General features: G+C 70.4%; 13 protein-coding genes and 1 tRNA gene. 4 read left to right on the top strand and 10 right to left on the bottom strand.

Translation table 11 applies throughout. From position 1 onward, the window contains the following. Window positions 1-220 precede the first annotated feature (220 nt). Window positions 221-1,012: a hypothetical protein gene (locus ABZ478_RS21865; protein ID WP_359551950.1), complete on the top strand. Its 792-nt coding sequence runs from the start codon at window positions 221-223 to the stop codon at window positions 1,010-1,012. 26 nt (window positions 1,013-1,038) lie between these two features. Here ABZ478_RS21865 and ABZ478_RS21860 read toward each other — a convergent pair whose 3' ends face one another. After that, on the bottom strand, window positions 1,039-1,350 hold the full coding sequence (locus ABZ478_RS21860; protein ID WP_359551947.1) for a hypothetical protein: 312 nt from the start codon (window positions 1,348-1,350) through the stop codon (window positions 1,039-1,041). 98 nt (window positions 1,351-1,448) lie between these two features. Between ABZ478_RS21860 and ABZ478_RS21855 the strand changes: the two genes are divergently transcribed. Then, window positions 1,449-1,679 carry a DUF4287 domain-containing protein gene (locus tag ABZ478_RS21855; RefSeq protein ID WP_031173022.1) on the top strand — a complete coding sequence of 77 codons (231 nt, stop codon included), beginning with the start codon at window positions 1,449-1,451 and terminating at the stop codon, window positions 1,677-1,679. 112 nt (window positions 1,680-1,791) lie between these two features. On the opposite strand, the gene ABZ478_RS21850 is transcribed toward ABZ478_RS21855, so the two are convergent. The 3 genes from ABZ478_RS21850 to ABZ478_RS21840 form a co-directional block, all read right to left on the bottom strand. Then, complete coding sequence (locus tag ABZ478_RS21850) at window positions 1,792-2,652, bottom strand: Bax inhibitor-1/YccA family protein (RefSeq protein ID WP_359551944.1); 861 nt, start codon at window positions 2,650-2,652, stop codon at window positions 1,792-1,794. A gap of 145 nt (window positions 2,653-2,797) precedes the next feature. After that, on the bottom strand, window positions 2,798-3,970 hold the full coding sequence (locus tag ABZ478_RS21845) for a 4-hydroxybenzoate 3-monooxygenase (protein ID WP_359551941.1): 1,173 nt from the start codon (window positions 3,968-3,970) through the stop codon (window positions 2,798-2,800). Between the two features lie 152 nt (window positions 3,971-4,122). Then, window positions 4,123-4,209: transfer RNA gene (locus ABZ478_RS21840), tRNA-Leu, on the bottom strand. A gap of 391 nt (window positions 4,210-4,600) precedes the next feature. On the opposite strand from ABZ478_RS21840, the gene ABZ478_RS21835 reads away from it, so the two are divergent. Both ABZ478_RS21835 and ABZ478_RS21830 read left to right on the top strand, forming a co-directional pair. Then, window positions 4,601-5,371 carry an ABC transporter ATP-binding protein gene (locus ABZ478_RS21835; RefSeq protein ID WP_358928886.1) on the top strand — a complete coding sequence of 257 codons (771 nt, stop codon included), beginning with the start codon at window positions 4,601-4,603 and terminating at the stop codon, window positions 5,369-5,371. Further along, entirely contained in the window at window positions 5,371-7,899 is a 2,529-nt protein-coding gene (locus tag ABZ478_RS21830) for an FtsX-like permease family protein (protein WP_359551939.1), read from the top strand. Before ABZ478_RS21835 ends, ABZ478_RS21830 begins: the two co-directional genes overlap by 1 nt. Window positions 7,900-7,964: 65 nt before the next feature. On the opposite strand, the gene ABZ478_RS21825 is transcribed toward ABZ478_RS21830, so the two are convergent. The 6 genes from ABZ478_RS21825 to eno all read right to left on the bottom strand — a co-directional run bounded on the left by ABZ478_RS21825 (window position 7,965) and on the right by eno (window position 14,909). Continuing rightward, window positions 7,965-9,254: a cyclopropane-fatty-acyl-phospholipid synthase family protein gene (locus ABZ478_RS21825; protein WP_359551936.1), complete on the bottom strand. Its 1,290-nt coding sequence runs from the start codon at window positions 9,252-9,254 to the stop codon at window positions 7,965-7,967. Window positions 9,255-9,465: 211 nt separating this feature from the next. After that, entirely contained in the window at window positions 9,466-10,848 is a 1,383-nt protein-coding gene (locus tag ABZ478_RS21820; RefSeq protein ID WP_359551934.1) for an NAD(P)/FAD-dependent oxidoreductase, read from the bottom strand. Window positions 10,849-11,427: 579 nt separating this feature from the next. Further along, window positions 11,428-12,384 (bottom strand): Ppx/GppA phosphatase family protein, encoded by a 957-nt coding sequence (locus ABZ478_RS21815; RefSeq protein ID WP_359551931.1) that lies wholly within the window; start codon window positions 12,382-12,384, stop codon window positions 11,428-11,430. Further along, window positions 12,381-12,920: a DUF501 domain-containing protein gene (locus ABZ478_RS21810; RefSeq protein ID WP_358928876.1), complete on the bottom strand. Its 540-nt coding sequence runs from the start codon at window positions 12,918-12,920 to the stop codon at window positions 12,381-12,383. The genes ABZ478_RS21815 and ABZ478_RS21810 overlap by 4 nt, the downstream gene beginning before the upstream one ends. 82 nt (window positions 12,921-13,002) lie before the next feature. Next, window positions 13,003-13,479, bottom strand: coding sequence for a septum formation initiator family protein (locus tag ABZ478_RS21805; RefSeq protein WP_358928874.1), 477 nt, complete (start codon window positions 13,477-13,479; stop codon window positions 13,003-13,005). 122 nt (window positions 13,480-13,601) lie between these two features. After that, on the bottom strand, window positions 13,602-14,909 hold the full coding sequence (gene eno / locus ABZ478_RS21800; RefSeq protein WP_359552052.1) for a phosphopyruvate hydratase: 1,308 nt from the start codon (window positions 14,907-14,909) through the stop codon (window positions 13,602-13,604). Between the last annotated feature and the right edge of the window lie 85 nt (window positions 14,910-14,994).

Genomic DNA, 14,994 nt, shown 5'->3' with positions numbered 1-14,994 from the left:
GGGAAAGCCCCGGGTTCTGGGCCGTTTTGTGATCCAATCTCCCTCAGGATGTGACCTACGTCCCCCACAAGGGCGTCCTTGCAGGTCAGCGCCGTCGGTCGGGGAACGACGCCGAGAAAGTCCTGTCCGTTTCGTGACGTTACGCACTGACAGCTGGTCAGTCCGCCCTTCAAGCTGATGTAGGAAGTCGGGGGTCGACTTTGAACCTGGGAGTACGTCAGTGAGCGCCATGCCCTTCGCCCTGCTGCTCACCACGGCCGCCACGGGCGCCGTGGGCGTCGCCGTCCTGCGGACCGTTCTCAAGCTGCGCCGCCAGCTCACCCAGCTGCAGGCACAGCTCGCCGAGAACCAGGCCTCCGCCAGGCGTGCGCTGCTGCCCGCCGCCCGCGCCGCCGACGCGGACGAGATACGCGCGGCCGTGGCCGAGGCGCTGGCCGAGGAGCGGGAGCGGGAACTGGCCGAGGCCCGCGCGTTCTGGGCCGCGCAGGAGGCCCGGGACGCCTCCGACGCGCCGTCCCTGCTGAACCTCTCCGAGAACGACCTGTTCCTGCCCCGGCAGGCCGATTTCGCGGGCCTGGAGTCGCTGGAGCCGGTCGCCGAGCCGGCCACGGAGTCCGACGAGTTCTCCGGGGGCGAGTCCCCCGAACTGGCCGCGGCCCGCCGCCGTCACCCCTCGCACCCCGACTTCGTGCCGGTGCAGTCGCCGGTGGTGAACGACCACGAGCGCACGGTGACCGCCCTGGAGCAGCTTGCCGCAGAGCAGGTCGAGCTGTCCGACGTCCGGCCCGGCCCCCTGGGCACCCTGGACGTCTACGTCTTCGCCGACGGCACCACCCTGTGCATGACCCCCGGGCACCGGGAGACGGCGGAGCGGCTGGCCGCGGCCGTGCGGGAGGGCGACACGCCGTACCTGCTCGGCGGCTCGGGCATCTCCGGCGCCTACACGCTGACGTTCGCCTGCGGCGGCGACATGGTCTACATCCTGGCGGACCGGGTCATCGCGTCCCTGTGACGGCGGCGGAAGCCCGTGGCGGTGTCTCAGACGCCGGCCCGCTTGCGCGCCTCCTCCACCAGCCCGACCGCCTCGCCGACCTCGTCGTCGGTGCGCAGCACCAGCGACAAGTCGTGCGCGGCCACGAGAATTTGGTCGGCGGCGGCGAACATTCCCGCGTCCGGCATCTCCCGGGGCTCGGCGGCCGGCTCCTCCACGCGCTGCGCCCACTGGGCCAACTCATTGGCCAGGGCCAGCGCCTCCGCCGCGGCTCCCCGCTGGAGCCGGCTCTGCGGAGCCGCCCGCAACCGGTCGGCGAAGTGATCCACTGCTCGGGTCAAGGGCGTCGTATCAACCACGGGCTGAGCGTAACGCGCCGCACTGTTGCCAATACGCGAACGCTCAGGCACGGTGACGTGAAGGACCGGCTTACATCCCCTTTGCACCGGAGGCGCCGATGTCCCAACTCTTCTCCGAGGAGACCCACCGCAACCTGCTCGCCCGCATCCCCCATTGCACCGGTCGTGAAGTCTCCGACTGGCTGCGCACCGTCGAAGAAGGCCCCGCGCTGTTCCGCTTCGAGGAGAAGGTCAGCTGGCTCCGGCACGAGTACGACCTCGCGTACGGCCACGCCAAGGCGATCATCCATGAGTACGACCTGAGGAGGGCCGCCCGCAAGCTGCTCTAGCACGCGCGGCGACCCGGGCACGGCAAAGGGCCCCTGCGATCCGCCTTCGGCGGATCCGGGGCCCTTTCCCACGACTTCACCCGAGCGGCGGCCCGGTCGTGGGCCGGTCGCGCTAGTCGTTGCTGCTGAAGATCGCCACCAGCCGCAGCATCTCCACGTAGATCCACACCAGGGTGAGGGTGAGGCCGAACGCGGCGAGCCATGACTCGCTGCGCGGGGCGCCGTAGGCGATGCCGTCCTCGATCTGCTTGAAGTCCAGGGTGAGGAAGAAGGCGCCGAGCACGATGGCGATGATGCCGACGATCGCGCCGAGCGGGCCGAAGCTGCGCAGTCCGCCGTCCTCGGCGACACCGAACGCGACCAGCAGCAGGTTGACCGCCATCACCAGGATGAAGGCCATGGCGATGGCCATGCCGATGCGGGCGTAGCGGGCCGTGACGCGGACCCAGCCGGCCTTGTAGACGAGCAGGGTCGCGGCCGAGACGGCCATGGTGCCGAGCACCGCCTGGAAGGGCGCACCGCTCCAGCGGCTGTTGTACATCTCGCTGATGACGCCCAGGAAGACGCCCTCGAAGGCCGCGTAGCCGAGGATCAGCGCGGGCGACGGCGTGCGCTTGAAGCTCTGCACCAGCGCCAGGACCATCGCGATGATGGCGGCGCCGAAGGCCAGGCCGTAGCTGGTCGTGGAGACCGGCAGCAGGATCCAGGCCAGGGCGGCGCCGACGGCGACCGTGCCGAGCGTGAGGGCCGAACGCATGACGACGTCGTCCATCGTCATCCGGCCGGTGGTGGCCGGGGCCTGCGGCGGGGCACCTTGCTGAAGGTCCTGCTGGGCGTAGGGGTTCTGCGCGTACGGGTTCTGCGCGTACGGGTTGCCCTGCGCGTACCCGGCCTGCGCTGCGGTGTTGAAGCCGGCGTAGCCGTTGTCGCGGCTGAACCCCCGTCGCGAGAAGACCGGGTTACTGCTCCTCATTTCACTCCTCCATGGCCACTGTGCGCGGCCTTGGCTCAAGAGTAATGGATTGGCAAAAGAACGGCCGTACTACTTGAGAGGGATCTTTCCCCTGCGGTGTTGCCCAACACGCCACGCGAACCCCTGATTCCCCCTGTGGAACCGCTCACTCCAGCGGGAAGCCGGTGTAGGCCTCGGCCAGATCGGTCTCGGCCGCGCGGGAGGAGGTGACGCGTTCCAGCCGGGCCCGCTGGAGGCGGGCGTCGAAGGCGGTCGCGTCGGGGGCGCTGTGCAGCATGGTCGTCATGTCGTACGAGAACCGCTCGGCCTGCCAGATCCGGCGCAGACAGGTGGCGGAGTAGGCGTCGAGGAGTTCCGGCGACCCGGTCCGCCGTTCGTGGACGAGCGCCCGGGCGAACGTCACGACGTCACCGACGGCGAGGTTCAGCCCCTTGGCGCCGGTCGGCGGCACGATGTGGGCGGCGTCACCGGCCAGGAAGAGCCGGCCGTGGCGCATCGGCTCGTGCACGAAGGACCGCATGGGGGTGACCGACTTCTGGGTGATCGGACCGCGCTCCAGCTTCCAGCCGTCGTCGGTCTCCAGGCGCCGGTCCAGTTCGGCCCAGATCTCCTCGTCGTCCCACTGGTCGGCCTCGGTGCCGGCGGGCACCTGGAGATAGAGACGGGAGACGGAGGGCGAGCGCATGGACAACAGGGCGAAGCCGCGGTCGTGCCGGGCGTAGACGAGTTCGTCGTGCGAGGGCGCGACGTCGGCGAGGATGCCGAGCCAGGCGTACGGGTAGGTCCGCTCGAACACCCGCGAGGCGGTGGGGAAGGCCTCGCGGGCCACGCCCCAGAAGCCGTCGCACCCGACGACGTAGTCGCACTCCAGGACGTCCTCGCGCCCCTGGTACCGGAACGGCACCCGCGGCCGGCCGCCGTCCGTGCCCTCGACGGCCAGCGCCTCCGCCTCGAACAGCAGCGGGCCGCCTTCTGCCAGTTGGAGGGCGATGAGGTCCTTGCACACCTCCGTCTGGGCGTAGACCGTCACGGACCGCCCGCCGGTGAGGCCGGGGAAGTCGACGCGGTGCCGCCGCCGGTCGAAGCGGAGCTCGATCCCGTCGTGCCGCAGCCCCTCGCGGTCCATCCGCTCACCGGCGCCGGCCTCCCGCAGGACGTCCACGGTGCCCTGCTCCAGGATCCCGGCCCGCTGCCGCTGTTCGACGTAGGCCCGGTCCCGGCTCTCCAGGACGACCGAGTCGACGCCGGCGCGGTGCAGCAGCCGCGCCAGAAGCAGCCCGGCCGGACCGGCTCCGATGATCCCGACGGTGGTGCGCATCGGTCGCTCCCTATTTCTCTGCCCACTCTTGTTCGCGTGGTGAAGTTTCTTTCACTCTTGTGTTGCGAGTCTCCGGCCGCGCACATACCGCTGTCAACGATCACAGGGCAGAACGCCCGGGAAACAAGAGAGCGGGCCGGAAAAGAGGGGGTTGGTGCCCGGAGCCGGACTTGAACCGGCACGCCCGCGAAGGGGCAGCGAGGTTTAAGCTCGCCGTGTCTGCATTCCACCATCCGGGCAGGCCATGGGCACCGCTGCGAGGCTCCGAGCCTATCGGGGCGCATCCCTCGGACAGGCGAGGGGATGACCCGATGTTGTCTTATTTTATTGATGTCTGAGGGTGCATCAGCACCCGGAACTCGCCATCCGCACTTGCCACCAGCGTGACGGGGCGTGGGTGCACGCGTACGCGGAATGACGGAATTTCACCTACCGAACGAGGGCGCTCGTCCCGTTCCGGCCACCGCGCGGGTCAGGGTCGCCCGTCCTCCCCAGGTATGACACAGGCCCGCTCCGTCCGACCGGAGTCGCCCCCCGGAACCGGAACAGCGGCTGACTACACGCGCGCCGGCGGCCGGGACGATGGATCAGTCCCCGAAACAGACGTCGTCCCGACAGGAGCACCCTCCCGTGACCACCACACCCACCGCCGGCCGGACCACGGCCGTGGCCGCACGCGCCACCGAGCTGTCGAAGATCTACGGGCAGGGCGAGACCCGGGTGGTCGCCCTGGACCAGGTCTCGGTCGACTTCCGGCAGGCGGAGTTCACCGCGATCATGGGACCGTCCGGTTCCGGCAAGTCCACCCTGATGCACTGCGTGGCTGGTCTGGACACCTTCTCCTCCGGGTCCGTGCGGATCGGCGAGACCGAGCTGGGCTCCCTGAAGGACAAGCAGCTCACCCGGCTCCGCCGGGACAAGATCGGCTTCATCTTCCAGGCGTTCAACCTGCTGCCGACGCTGACCGCGCTGGAGAACATCACCCTGCCGATGGACATCGCGGGCCGGAAGGCCGACAAGGCGTGGCTGGACCGGGTCATCCAGATGGTCGGGCTGTCCGACCGGCTCGGCCACCGGCCTTCGCAGCTCTCCGGCGGTCAGCAGCAGCGCGTCGCCGTCGCCCGCGCGCTCGCCTCCAAGCCGGAGATCATCTTCGGTGACGAGCCGACCGGAAACCTCGACTCGCGCTCCGGCGCCGAGGTGCTGGGCTTCCTGCGCAACTCGGTGCGCGAGCTGGGCCAGACGGTGGTCATGGTGACCCACGACCCGGTGGCGGCGGCGTACGCGGACCGCGTGGTCTTCCTCGCCGACGGCCGGATCGTGGACGAGATCCACGGCCCCACGGCCGACTCCGTCCTGGATCTCATGAAGCAGTTCGACGCGAAGGGCCGTACCAGCTGATGTTCCGCACCGCCCTGCGCAACGTGTCCGCGCACAAGGCCCGGCTCCTGATGACCGTGCTGGCCGTCATGCTCGGCGTGGCCTTCGTGTCCGGGACCCTCGTCTTCACCAACACCATCTCCGACGCCTACCAGAAGAGCTCCGCCAAGGGCTTCGACCAGGTCGACGTCGCCGTACGGCCCGAGTACCAGGACTCCGAGGGAGACCGGGTCGGCAAGACCCCCGAACTGACCCAGGCCCTGCTCGACCGGGCCGCCGGGACGCCCGGCGCCGCCTCCGCGACCGGTGTCGTCACCGGCTTCACCGCGATCGCCGGCAAGGACGGCAAACTGCTCGGCGACGGCTGGCAGTCCGAGGGCGGCAACTACTGGGGCACCAAGGACGCCCGCTACCCCCTGGTCGCCGGACACGCGCCCAGCGGCCGGGGCGAGGTGCTGATCGACGCCAGAACCGCCGAGCGGGCCGGCTACAAGGTCGGCGACACCGTCCGGCTCTCGGTGGACGGTCCCGTCCTCACCCCGCGCATCAGCGGCATCTTCAGCACCGACGACGGCAACGTGGCCGCCGGCGGCAGCCTCGCCCTGTTCGACACGCCCACCGCGCAGGCCCTGTTCGGCAAGAAGGGCACGTACGACGAGATCGATGTGAAGGCGAAGGCTGGAACCGGCCAGAGCGCGCTCAAGACGGCCCTGGACAAGGCCCTGCCGTCACGCCTGGTGGAGACCACCACCGGCAAGCGGCTCGCCGACGACCAGGCCGAGATGATCTCCGCCTCGATGAGCGGCCTGAAGCAGGGGCTGCTGGTGTTCGCCGGCATCGCCCTGTTCGTCGGCACGTTCATCATCGCCAACACCTTCACCATGCTGGTCGCCCAGCGCACCAGGGAACTGGCCCTGCTGCGGGCGGTCGGCGCCTCCCGCCGGCAGGTCACCCGCTCGGTGCTGATCGAGGCGCTGGTGGTCGGCGCGGTCGCCGGGGCGACCGGTCTGGCCGCCGGTGTCGGCATCGGCGCGGGCCTGCGGTCGCTGCTGGGCTCGTTCGGCGCGAGCATGCCCGACGGGCCGCTGGTGATCACACCGGGCACCGTGCTGACCGCCCTCGCCGTCGGCATCGTCATCACCGTCCTGGCCGCCTGGCTGCCGGGCCGCCGCGCGGCGAAGATCCCGCCGGTGGCGGCGATGAGCAGCGTGCACGCCAAGGCGACCACCAAGTCGCTGGTGCTGCGCAACACGCTCGGCGCGCTGTTCTCGGCGGCCGGCGTCACGGTGGTCCTCGCGGCCACGACGATGGACACCGACTCCGCCCAGGGCCCGATGGGGCTCGGCGCGGTCCTGCTCATCATCGGCGTCTTCATCCTGACCCCGCTGCTGTCCCGCCCGCTGATCGCGGCCGCCGCGCCCGTGCTGCGCGTGTTCGGTGTCTCGGGCAAGCTGGCCCGCCAGAACTCGGTGCGCAACCCGCGCCGTACGGCCGCCACGGCGTCCGCGCTGATGATCGGCCTGACGCTGATCACCGGGATGACGGTGATGGCGGGCAGCCTGCAGACGTCGATCGACCGGATGGCCAGTTCGGCGATCCGCGCGGACTACGTCGTGTCGATGGCCAACCGCGGCCCGCTCTCCCCGGACGTCGCGCGCAGGCTCGCCGGCGCCGACGGCGTCACCGCCAGCAGCCCGTTGCGCAACGGGGCGTCCCGGATCGGCGGCGAGACGGAGTACCTGACCGGCGTCGACGGCTCCGCGATCGGCAAGCTGACGGACCTGAAGGTGGACGACGGCTCCTTCACCGTGGGCGGCTCACGGATCGTCGTGGACAAGGACCGGGCCAAGGAGCACGGCTGGCGGGTCGGCTCCCGGTTCACCGCGCACTTCGAGGACGGCGCGGCGCGCGGCCTCACGGTCGCCGGGATCTACGAGGGCAACGACATGCTCAACGGGATCATGCTCGACAACAAGGTCCTCACCCCGCACCTGACCGACCCGGCCGACATGCAGGTGATGGTCAAAACCGAGGGCGGCGCGTCCGACGGCGCGAAGGACGGGCTGGAGAAGGCCCTCGGCTCCAACCCGGCGATCCTGGTCCAGGACAAGAAGGACATCTCCAACGACATCGCGAAGATGTTCACTCTGATGCTGAACATGGTCTACGGCCTGCTCGGCATGGCGGTGATCGTCGCGGTCCTCGGCGTCATCAACACCCTGGCCATGTCGGTCTTCGAGCGCTCCCAGGAGATCGGCATGCTGCGCGCGATCGGCCTGGACCGCAGGTCGGTCAAGCGGATGGTCCGCCTGGAGTCGCTGGTGATCTCCCTGTTCGGCGGGGTGCTCGGCATCGGCCTGGGTGTCTTCTTCGGCTGGGCGGCCGGTGAGCTGCTGGGCACGAAGATGCCGACGTACGAACTGGTCCTGCCCTGGGGCCGGATGGCGCTCTTCCTGCTGCTGGCCGGGGTGGTCGGGGTGCTGGCCGCCCTGTGGCCGGCCCGGCGCGCGGCGCGGCTGAACATGCTGGCGGCGATCAAGAGCGAGTAGCCGCACGGACGACCGGGGCCCCGTTCCGCGTGACGGAACGGGGCCCCTCGCCGTCTCCCGGCGTGTCAGGTGTTCCAGGTGCGGGTGCGCAGGGGCAGCCCGGAGGCGCCCGAGTCGGGGGTGCGGACGGCCAGGACCTGGTTCACGCCGATGCGGTTGCGTTCGAAGGCGAGCGCGCAGGCCGCCATGTACAGCAGCCAGACGCGGGTCCGGCCGGGGCTGGTGAGGCGCATCGCGCGGTCCCGGCCGGCCTCCAGCCGGGTGACCCACTGGCGCAGGGTGCGGGCGTAGTGCTCGCGGATCGACTCCACGTCCCGGACCTCGAAACCGGCCCGTTCGAGCTGGGTGACGGTGGTGCCGATCGGGGCGAGTTCGCCGTCGGGGAAGACATAGGCGTCGATGAACGCGTCGACCTCGTACGAGGATTCGTCGCGCTGCGGGCGGCGGGCGATCTGGTGGTTGAGCAGCCGTCCGCCGGGCTTCAGCAGGGCGTACAGGGCGCTCGCGTACTCCAGGTAGCGCTCGGCGCCGACGTGTTCGGCCATGCCGATGGAGGAGATCGCGTCGTAGGGGCCGTCCGTGACGTCCCGGTAGTCCTGGACGCGGATCTCCACGCGGTCGGTCAGCCCCTCGTCCGCGACGCGCTTGCGGGCGTACGCCGCCTGTTCCTGGGAGAGGGTGACGCCGACGACGCGCACGCCGTGCTCGCGGGCCGCGTGTACGGCCATCGAGCCCCAGCCGCAGCCGACGTCCAGCAGCCGCTGCCCCTGCGTCAGGCCGAGCTTGGCGCAGACGAGTTCGAGCTTGTCCCGCTGGGCGGACTCCAGGGTGCCGCCGTCCTGCCAGTAGGCGCACGAGTAGACCATCGACGGGCCGAGGACGAGTTCGTAGAAGTCGTTGCCCACGTCGTAGTGGTGGCTGATGGCCCGCCGGTCGCTGTGCCGGGTGTGCAGGTGGCGGCGTCTGCGGACCTCCTCGCGGGGCGGGGCGGGCGGGATCGGCGGCCCGGCGAGCCTCAGCAGCTCGCGCCCGGCGGCCCGCACCTCGGGGTCGCGCAGCGCCTCGACGAGACCGCGGGCGTCCTCGTCGCGTTCCCACACCAGCCCCGCGATGACCGCGAGGACTTCGTAGAGGTCGCCCTCGACGTCCAGGTCTCCGGAGACCCAGGCCCGGGCCAGGCCCAACTCACCGGGCTTGAAAAGCAGTCGGCGCAGGGCCCGGCGGTTGCGGACGACGACGGCCGGGGCGTCCGGCGGGCCGGACCGCGAACCGTCCCAGGCACGGATCCGCACCGGTAGCGGTGCTCCCAGCAGCTGCTCGGCGAGATTCCTCAGCCGCGACGCGGCGTCGGCCATGGCGCACACCTCCAAGACGACGATCCCGGATGTCCGATACCACGAAAACACCGGGAGGCCTCCGGCGCAGTCCCGCAAAGGAGTTACAGGTGGGCGAACTCCCCCTTCCGGAAGCGCGCCGGAACGCCGGAAGACCTCCCGCACCACGGATGGCGGGAGGTCTTCCGGATGGTCGCGGCACCGGTTCGGCGACCGGTGGCGCGACCGTGGGTCAGGAGGCCTTGGCCTTCTCGCCGGTCTTGCCGGCGGTGGCGACCGGGGCCGGCTTGGCGGCCTCGTAGAACTCCTCGCGCGGGTTCTCCATGGCGCCCAGGGAGACGACCTCGCGCTTGAGGAACATGCCGAGGGTCCAGTCGGCGAAGACGCGGATCTTGCGGTTCCAGGTCGGCATCGCCATGCCGTGGTAGCCACGGTGCATGTACCAGGCGAGACGGCCCTTGAGCTTGATCTTCATCTTGCCCATGACGATCATCGCCACGCCCTTGTGCAGGCCGAGACCGGCCACCGCACCCTTGTTGGCGTGCTCGTACTCCTTCTGCGGGAAGCCCCGCAGACCGGAGATCACGTTGTCGCCGAGGGCGCGGGCCTGGCGCAGCGCGTGCTGGGCGTTCGGCGGGCACCAGGCGTTCTCGTTGCCCGCCTTGCGGCCGACGAGGTCCGGGACCTGGGCGTTGTCGCCGGCGGCCCAGATGTAGTCGGTGCCCTTGACCTGAAGCGTGGGCTCGCAGTCGACGTGACCGCGCGGGCCGAGGGGCAGGCCGAAGCGGGCGAGGGCCGGGTTCGGCTTGACGCCTGCGGTCCAGACGATCGTGTTGGAGTCGACCTCGAGGCCGTTCTTCAGCACGACGTGGCCGTCGACGCAGGAGTCCATCGAGGTGGAGAGGTAGATCTCCACGCCGCGGCTCTCCAGGTGCTCCTTGCCGTACTGGCCGAGCTTGGGGCCGACCTCGGGGAGGATCTTGTCGGCGGCGTCCACGAGGACGAACCGCATGTCCTCGCGGGAGACGTTCTTGTAGTACTTGGCCGCGTCCCGGGCCATGTCCTCGACCTCGCCGATGGTCTCCGCGCCCGCGAAGCCACCGCCGATGAAGACGAAGGTGAGCGCCTTGCGGCGGATCTCCTCGTCGGTCGTGGAGTCGGCCTTGTCCAGCTGCTCCAGGACGTGGTTGCGCAGGCCGATGGACTCCTCGATGCCCTTCATGCCGATGCCCTGCTCGGCGAGGCCGGGGATCGGGAAGGTGCGGGAGACCGCGCCCATCGCGATGACCAGGTAGTCGAAGGGCAGCTCGTACGCCTCGCCCACGAGGGGGGCGATCGTGGCGACCTTGCGGTCCTGGTCGATGGTGGTGACCCGGCCGGTGAGGACCTCCGCCTTCGGCAGCACGCGTCGCAGCGGGACGACGACGTGGCGAGGGGAGATGCTGCCGGCGGCGGCTTCGGGGAGGAAGGGCTGGTAGGTCATGTACGACCGGGGGTCGACGACCGTGACGGTCGCCTCGCCGTAGCGCATCTTCTTGAGGATGCGCCGAGCTGCGTACAGGCCTACGTACCCACCGCCTACTACGAGGATCCTGGGACGCTCCGTGGTGCTCATGGCATCGAGTATCCACCCGGCTCAGGGGGGCTGCTCGTGCGCCCCTTCACAAGCTCCGGCATGCCCTGTGCTAAACTCCGCGGCCCGCGTGACGCAGGTCATGTCGCGAACCCGGAACCGCGGGGCGGTCTGACCCGTTGTCAAGGCCGCGTGAGCTGCCTCTCTGTGGATTCAGAGCCTCCGTGAGGAGCCGGAAACGTCCTCGGAGCCTCCCTCCCGAGCGCCTCGTACACTCACCGTCTGAACATGTTCAAACGGCGGATGAACCCCCGGAAGGGCCAACCGGCCCCGCTTCCTGGCCGAACGGGACGGAATTCCTTGTGAAGAAGTTCACGAACTTTCCCGACGGGGTGTCGCCGGAGGCACCGAACGGCTCGCTCACACGTTATCCGAGCTGCTCAACAGAGGCTACTCATCAGTAGCATCCGGACCGAAAACACACCTGGGACGGGGTGTTGGCGGAGGGCGCCGGCGGTGGGGCCACCGGCGCCCGCGACGTGCCTGGCCTCACCGGTCTACTTTCCGTCCTCGTCCAGGACCGGGAGGTCCGGGACGGCCGGAACCCGGCAGTACCGCCCGTTACGGCGTCACGTTCTCCGCCGCGCCGAAAGCGATGCCGTCGAGGATGTCGTGCTCGCTGACGACGACCTCCTCGGCCCCGGTCCGCTCCATGATCGCGAGCAGTACGAGGGCACCCGCGCCGATCACGTCGACCCGGCCCGGGTGCATGGAGGGGATCGCCGCGCGCTCGGCGTGCGTGGAGTGCAGCAGCTTGTCCGTGATCTCGCGGACGCGCTCCAAGGTGACGCGGGAGTGGTGGATGCGCGCGGAGTCGTACTCGGGCAGCTCCTGGGCGATCGCCGACACGGTGGTGACCGAGCCGGCGAGGCCGACCAGAGTGCGCGCCTCGCGCAGCGGGACCGTCCGCTCGGCGAGGTCGAGGGCGGCCTCGACGTCCGCCCGTATGGCCGCGATCCGCTCCTCGGTGGGCGGGTCGGTGACCTTGCCCTCGTGCACCAGGTGCCGTTCGGTCATCCGCACGCAGCCGACGTCCACGGATCGCGCGGCCCGTACGTGGTCGTCGCCGACGACGAACTCGGTGGAGCCGCCGCCGATGTCCACGACGAGGTAGGGGCGGGGCAGGTCGTCGCGGCCCCGGAGCTCGTTGGTCGCGCCGGTGAAGGAGAACTCGGCCTCCTGCTCGCCGGTGATGACCTCGGGCTCGACGCCGAGGATGTCCACGACACCGCGCACGAAGTCGTCCCGGTTCTCGGCGTCCCGGGACGCGGAGGTGGCCACGAAGCGGATCCGCTCCGCGCCGTGCTCCTTGATGACCTCGGCGTACTCGCGGCAGGCGGCGAAAGTACGCTCCAGCGCCTCGGGGGCGAGCCGGCCGGTGCGGTCGACGCCCTGGCCGAGCCGCACGATCGTCATCCGCCGGTCCAGCTCGACGAGTTCACCGGTCACCGGATCGGCGTCGGCGACCAGCAGGCGGATGGAGTTCGTGCCGCAGTCGACGGCGGCGACGCGGGTCACTTCTCGTCCTCCCCGGCCGGCTCGCACGGCGTCACGCACGGTCCCTTGCTCCACCACTCGGGGAGCATCGCGATCGCCTCGTCGCCGAGCGGGTTGACGCCCGGTCCGGCGGCCAGCGAGTGGGCCACCAGCACGTGCAGGCACTTCACCCGGTCCGGCATGCCGCCGGCGCTGGGGAAGCCCGCCAGCACCTCGATCTCGTCCCGGCGCCTGATGTAGTCCTCGTGGGCGGCCCGGTAGGCGGCGGCCAGCTCGGGGTCGGTCCCCAGCCGCTCGGTCATCTCCTTCATGACGCCGTCCGCCTCCAGCGTGCCGATCGCCGAGTTGGCGCGCGGGCACGTCAGGTAGTACGTCGTCGGGAAGGGCGTGCCGTCGGGCAGCCGGGGCGCCGTCTCCACGACGTCCGGCTGCCCACAGGGGCAGCGGTGCGCGATGGCCCGCAGGCCCCGCGGCGGGCGGCCCAGCTGCTGCTTGAAGGCCTCGACGTCCGCGTCGGTGGGCTCGGTGCGCGGAGTGGGCGGCGGAGGCGTTTCCATGACTGCTTTCAGGGTGGCTTTCTGTCGGTGGCCGGCCCGCGGGCCGGTTACTGGTGGCGGCCGGTGGCCGGCCGGGGTCCGGTCACTGGTCGGAGGCGTCCGCCTTGTCGACCCCGTCCCAGACGTTCGCGTACCAGGGCCGGCGGGCGGCCCCGAGGTCCGCGCGGGACTGCTTGGCCTCACCCGGGTCGACGACGACGTAGCCGGTCTCGCCGGGCATCACATAGTGCAGCCGGCGCCGGATCTGCTGCTCGGCGTAGGCGTCGTCCTGCCAGCGCGCCTTGAGGTCACGCAGCTGCTCGACGCGCTGCCGGGCCTGCCCCCGCTCCCGCTGGAGGTCGGAGATCTCGGCACGCTGGGAGACGTACTGCCGCATCGGGTAGGCGAGGGCGACGATCAGCGAGCACAGCACCAGTGCCAGCAGGGCCGCGCGGCCGGTGAGCCGGGAGCGGCGGGCCTGCCGTTTGGTCTGGGAGCGGTAGACCCTGGCCGCGGTCTGCTCGCCGAGCGCGCGCAGCCTGGTGGCGGTGGAGAAACGGTCCCGGTCCTTGACGGCCATCTGGCTCTCCGCCTCCCCTTCCACGTGCGTACGTCCCCGCACACGGTACGGGACCGGGTACGGGGACGTACGTACGACTGGCTGATATCCGGGTCGTCCCGTTCGGATCGGCCCGGCGGAGGTCAGCCCTTGGAGACCTCGGTGTGGCCGCGGAAGCGCGGGAAGGCGCTGCGGCCGGCGTACACCGCGGCGTCGTCGAGGATCTCCTCGATGCGCAGCAGCTGGTTGTACTTGGCGACGCGCTCGGAGCGGGCCGGGGCGCCGGTCTTGATCTGGCCGCAGTTGGTGGCGACGGCCAGGTCGGCGATGGTGACGTCCTCGGTCTCACCGGAGCGGTGGGACATCATGCACTTGAAGCCGCTGCGCTGGGCCAGCTCGACGGCGTCCAGGGTCTCGGTGAGCGAGCCGATCTGGTTCACCTTGACCAGCAGGGCGTTGGCGGCACCCTCGTCGATGCCGCGGGCGAGGCGCTCGGGGTTGGTGACGAACAGGTCGTCACCGACGAGCTGGACCTTGTCGCCGAGCTTGTCGGTGATGATCTTCCAGCCGGCCCAGTCGTCCTCGAACAGCGGGTCCTCGATGGAGACGAGCGGGTAGGCCGCGACGAGCTCCTCGTAGTACTCCGTCATCTCGGCGGCGGAGCGCTCCTTGCCCTCGAAGAGGTACTTGCCGTCCTTGTAGAACTCGGAGGCGGCGACGTCGAGCGCGAGGGCGATCTGCTCGCCGGGCGCGTAGCCGGCTTCCTTGACGGCCTCGAGGATGAGGTCGAGGGCCTCACGGTTGGAGCCGAGGTTCGGGGCGAAGCCGCCCTCGTCGCCGAGGCCGGTGGACAGGCCCTTGCTCTTCAGGACCTTCTTCAGCGTGTGGTAGACCTCGGTGCCCCAGCGCAGGGCCTCGGAGAAGGACTCCGCGCCGATCGGAGCGATCATGAACTCCTGGATGTCCACGTTGGAGTCGGCGTGCGAGCCGCCGTTCAGGATGTTCATCATCGGCACCGGCAGCAGGTGCGCGTTCGGGCCGCCCAGGTAGCGGAACAGCGGCAGGTCGCTGGCCTCGGAGGCGGCGTGCGCGACGGCGAGGGAGACGCCGAGGATGGCGTTGGCGCCGAGCGAGCCCTTGTTGTCGGTGGCGTCCAGGTCGAACATGGCCTGGTCGATCAGGCGCTGCTCGGTGGCGTCGTAGCCGACGAGCTCCGGGCCGATCTGCTCGATGACGGCGAGGACGGCCTTCTCGACGCCCTTGCCCTGGTAGCGGTTGGGGTCGCCGTCACGGAGCTCGATGGCCTCGAAGGCACCGGTGGAGGCACCGGACGGCACGGCGGCACGACCCGTGCTGCCGTCGTCGAGGCCGACCTCGACCTCGACCGTGGGGTTGCCTCGGGAGTCCAGGATTTCCCGGGCTACGACGACGTCGATGGACGGCACGAGCATCTCCTTCATGGATGTGACGCTGGAAGTGCGGGGCGGGGTGCCTTACGGCTCTGCCTTGCGACTAGAGCCTAACCGTCCAAGGGGC

Origin of the sequence: Streptomyces sp. NPDC005706, assembly GCF_040631045.1 — a bacterium.
GTDB lineage: Bacteria > Actinomycetota > Actinomycetes > Streptomycetales > Streptomycetaceae > Streptomyces.
This window is presented reverse-complemented; position numbering and strand designations above follow the sequence as displayed.